We start from the raw sequence: 4836 nt of genomic DNA, 5'->3' as shown, positions 1-4836 counted from the left end.
CAGCAGCATTAAAATCTCTGTCAGCCTCAAAACCACAGTTGCTGCATTCGTATCGTCTCGCACTCAATGGCATTTTCTGTTGATGCCCACACTGAGAACATAATTGAGAACTTGGATAAAATCTATCTGCTATTATTAGCTCACTGCCATACCATTCACATTTGTATGTGAGCTGACGCTTAAACTCATAAAAACCACAGTCTGCTATCGCACTAGCTAGTTTATGGTTTTTGAGCATTCCACTTACATTTAAGTCTTCTATCACTATGACGCTGTGGTTCTTAGCTAACCATGTTGTTAGTTTATGTAATGCGTCTGCTCTGATGTCAGCTACTTTTTTATGAATTTTGGCTAGTTTCTTGAGCGCTTTGGCTCTGTTTTTGGAGCCTGGCTCTTTTTTGTTGACACGGCGTTGGTAACGAGTTCGTCGTTTTTTTGATTGCTTATAGGCTTTGACATTAGCGTAGGTGGTTCCATCACTACAGGTTGCTAGAGTATTTATACCAACATCTACACCTATAATGCCTCGTTTTTTCCTCGTGTGGTTTGGTCGCTCATCATATTTAAAACTAATGTACCAACTATCTGCTTTTTTTGATATGGTAACGTTTTGAACTGGTACAGAAGGTAAAATTTCATAAGTTTTTACTATTCCTATTCTTGGTAGTTGTATGTAGTTTCCTTGCAGAATTTTGATACTTCCTTCTAAATAGAAACTGTCTTTTTTCCCCTTTTTCTTAAACTTAGGGAATCCAGATTTGGGAATAGTTAAAAAGTTTTTAAATCCCCTATCTAAATCTCTTAAGGCTTGTTGAGGAGCACACTTTGATACTTCATAATACCAGGGATTTTCACTTTTGACTTCAGCTACTAAACGCTTATGCAAAGTGATGGCACTCAGTCGTTGTTTAGTTTCTTTGTATTCAGAAATACAAGTTGCTAATCCCCAGTTATAGGCATGACGAGCAACACCTGCGTGTTTGGCAAGTATGGTTTTTTGTTTATTATTGACTTTTAGTTTAGTCTTGATTGATTGCATTTCAATTTATTGGCCACTTTTTTCAAGAGTTTAATAAGTTAGACATAAATCTAGTATATCACAATAAATGTCTAATTGTGTTTAACTTTGTCTAATTATTTTAATACTGTTGATAGCTCCTCGTTAAGAGCAGTCAGTTTTGCTAGGTTCTGGTCTAGTCTAGCATTGCGCTCTGCTTGTTCGAGTTTGTCAGTGGCAAACATATCTGTGAGACTCTGAATTGACTTGGCGTTGCTTTGAACAAGGTTGTCTAGTTTGGTATATCGCTCCTTTTGCTCCTGCTTGTCCGCTGCAATTACATCTGCGAGTCCCTGGATGGCTTTTGCTACAAGTTGTTTGATTTCTTCATCTGTCATTTTGGTGGCTCCTGAAAATAGACTTTTTGGTTATTATAGCTTAGGATAGGATTTTTGTCTATCTAACTGATGTAATTTGAGGTAGGAAAGAGCGATCGCTCTCTACCAGTTTTAGGAAAGCGATCGCTCCTTCCTCATCCGCGACAAAAAAAAATCTGCCCTTGCACGAGTCTTGGATGCAGATAGCAATGGAGACTCGGACTAATTCAGGCAGACAAGGATATTCTAGGAAAGGGATAGTGTTCTTGAGTTGCTACCCCTAGCGATCGCTTATGAAATAAACGTACCTCCTATGTTGTCAAAGTTACCTGGGTTGAAGCTTGCACCACCGTCTGAAGACACGTCAAGGGTATCATCACTAAGAATGACTATGCCATCCCCAGAAACAGTGTAACCGGTAAGGAGAGTGTGGATGCCACCACTAAATTCAAGAGAGTTGCCAATATTTACATTGAAATTGCCACTGCTATTACCACCACCATAAAGTCGGAAACTTCCTTTGTTGATTTGTAGATCACCTGTGTTGTTGAATTTGCCTTCTATGAAACTGGAGCCGTTGCCTTCCGTGCTACCTCCTGACTTGATGAGTGTACCGGAATTTTCGAGAATTGGTTGCTCGCCTGAAGACCACTCAAAGTCAACATCGCTTTGGATGTCGAGGCTGCCGATGTTGTTGAATACTGCTGCATTGCTAGCATAGATGCCTCCGGTGTCTGTCCAGATGCCTGTGCCGTTGTTGGTGAAAGTGCGGCTGTTGAGATATTTGGTGCTGCTGCCGCTCAGATCTAGTTGGTTGTTGACTGTGGTGCTGCCACTGCCACTAAGAGTGCCTCCACTCCAGTTGAAAGTTTCTATGGTCAAACTGCCATCTCCTGTGAGGGTGCCACGGCTTTGATTGAGCTGGGAAATGGTGCTGTTGTTGTTGAAAGTTACTGTACCACCCGTGAGGTTGAGGATGGGAATGGTGCTGTTGCTGTTGAACTTGGTTGTGCCTTTGCTGATTTCGGTGCTGCCTGTGATGTTGTATGTGCCAGCAATGTTGTTGGTGTCGGCGTTAAATTTGACGTTGCCTGCACCTGCGATGCTGCTATTTGTTTCTAGTTGGTGGATACCATTACTGAATTGAAGTAGGCTATCGCTGGCTACGCTGAAGTCACCTGTGTTGTTACTGTCACCGTAAAGTTGAAAACTTCCTTTGTTGATTTGTAGGTTGCCTGCGTTGTTGAATTTACCTTCTATGAAACTATAGTCATTGCCTTCGGTGCTACCTCCTGACTTGATGAGTGTACCGAGATTGTTGAAGATGGATTGCTCCCCTGAAGACGACTTAAAATCAGCATCACTTTGGATGTCAAGGCTGCCGATGTTGTTGAATACTGCTGCATTGCTAGCATAGATGTCTCCAGTGTCTGTCCAGATGCCTATCAAGTTGTTAGTGAGAGTGCGACCGTTGAGATATTTAGTGCTACTGCCGTTCAAGTTTAGTTGCTTGTTGACTGTGGTATTGCCACTGCCACTGAGAGTTCCTCCACTCCAGTTGAAGGTTTCTATTGTCAGACTGCCATCTCCTGTGAGGGTGCCACTGCTTTGATTGAGCTGGGAAATGGTGCTGCTGTTCAAAGTAGCTGTGCCACCTGTGAGGTTGAGGATAGGAATGATGCTGTTGCTGTTGAAGTTGGTTGTACCATTACTGATTTCGGTGCTACCTGTGATGTTATATGTGCCTGCGACATTAGTGTTGCTGGCGTTAAATTTGACGTTGCCTGCACCTGCGATGCTGCTATTTGTTTCTAGTTGGTGGATACCATTACTGAATTGAAGTAGGCTATCGCTGGCTACGCTGAAGTCACCTGTGTTGTTACTGTCACCATAAAGTCGGAAACTTCCTTTGTTGATTTGTAGATCACCTGTGTTGTTGAATTTGCCTTCTATGAAACTGGAGCCGTTGCCTTCCGTGCTACCTCCTGACTTGATGAGTGTACCAGAATTGTTAAAGATGGGGTTGTCTCCTGAACCTCTTTCCCAGTCAGCATCACTTTGGATGTCGAGGCTGCCGATATTATTGAATACTGCTGCATTGCTCGCATAGATGTCTCCGGTATCTGTCCAGATGCCTGTTCCATTATTTGTGAGAGTGCGACTGTTAAGAGATTTAGTGCTGCTACTGTTCAGGTTTAGTTGGTTGTTAATTGTCGTACTACCACTGCCACTGAGAGTTCCTCCACTCCAGTTGAAGGTTTCTATTGTCAGACTGCCATCTCCTGTGATAGTTCCACTGCTTTGATTTAGCTGAGAAATGGTGCTATTGTTGTTGAAAGTTACTGTACCACCCGTGAGGTTGAGGATGGGGATGATGCTGTTGCTGTTGAAGTTGGTTGTACCATTACTGATTTCGGTGTTGCCTGTAATGTTGTATGTGCCTGCGATATTGGTATCGGCGTTAAATTTAACCTTGCCTGCACCTGTGATGCTGCTATTGTTTTCTAGTTGGTGGATACCATTACTGAATTGAAGTAGGCTGTTGTTCGCCACGCTAAAGTCACCTGTGTTGTTGCTGTCACCGTAAAGTTGAAAACTTCCTTGGTTAATTTGTAGGTTGCCTGTGTTGTTGAATTTACCTTCTATCAAACTGGAGTCGTTGCTTTCGGTGTTACCTCCTGATTTGATGAGTGTACCAGAATTGTTAAAGATGGGGTTGTCTCCTGAACCTCTTTCCCAGTCAGCATCACTTTGGATGTCGAGGCTGCCGATATTATTGAATACTGCTGCATTGCTCGCATAGATGTCTCCGGTATCTGTCCAGATGCCTGTTCCATTATTTGTGAGAGTGCGACTGTTAAGAGATTTAGTGCTGCTACTGTTCAGGTTTAGTTGGTTGTTAATTGTCGTACTACCACTGCCACTGAGAGTTCCTCCACTCCAGTTGAAGGTTTCTATTGTCAGACTGCCATCTCCTGTGATAGTTCCACTGCTTTGATTTAGCTGAGAAATGGTGCTATTGTTGTTGAAAGTTACTGTACCACCCGTGAGGTTGAGGATGGGGATGATGCTGTTGCTGTTGAAGTTGGTTGTACCATTACTGATTTCGGTGTTGCCTGTAATGTTGTATGTGCCTGCGATATTGGTATCGGCGTTAAATTTAACCTTGCCTGCACCTGTGATGCTGCTATTGTTTTCTAGTTGGTGGATACCATTACTGAATTGAAGTAGGCTGTTGTTCGCCACGCTAAAGTCACCTGTGTTGTTGCTGTCACCGTAAAGTTGAAAACTTCCTTGGTTAATTTGTAGGTTGCCTGTGTTGTTGAATTTACCTTCTATCAAACTGGAGTCGTTGCTTTCGGTGTTACCTCCTGATTTGATGAGTGTACCAGAATTGTTAAAGATGGGGTTGTCTCCTGAACCTCTTTCCCAGTCAGCATCACTTTGGATGTCGAGGCTGCC

General features: G+C 42.9%; 3 protein-coding genes. All 3 read right to left on the bottom strand.

The window, feature by feature from the left end; translation table 11 throughout:
• The coding region (locus F6K40_RS17515) for an RNA-guided endonuclease InsQ/TnpB family protein (protein ID WP_293138051.1) at window positions 1-1039 on the bottom strand (1039 nt) is incomplete at its 3' end.
• 95 nt (window positions 1040-1134) lie between these two features.
• Window positions 1135-1395, bottom strand: a complete 261-nt coding sequence (locus F6K40_RS17510) for a hypothetical protein (RefSeq protein ID WP_293138049.1) — start codon at window positions 1393-1395, stop codon at window positions 1135-1137.
• Window positions 1396-1665: 270 nt separating this feature from the next.
• A complete protein-coding gene (locus tag F6K40_RS17505) occupies window positions 1666-4716 on the bottom strand; it encodes a beta strand repeat-containing protein (protein ID WP_293138047.1) in 3051 nt (1016 codons plus the stop codon).
• Window positions 4717-4836: the final 120 nt, after the last annotated feature.

Origin of the sequence: Okeania sp. SIO3I5 (genome assembly GCF_010672085.1) — a bacterium.
In the GTDB taxonomy this organism is placed as follows: domain Bacteria; phylum Cyanobacteriota; class Cyanobacteriia; order Cyanobacteriales; family Microcoleaceae; genus Trichodesmium.
This window is presented reverse-complemented; position numbering and strand designations above follow the sequence as displayed.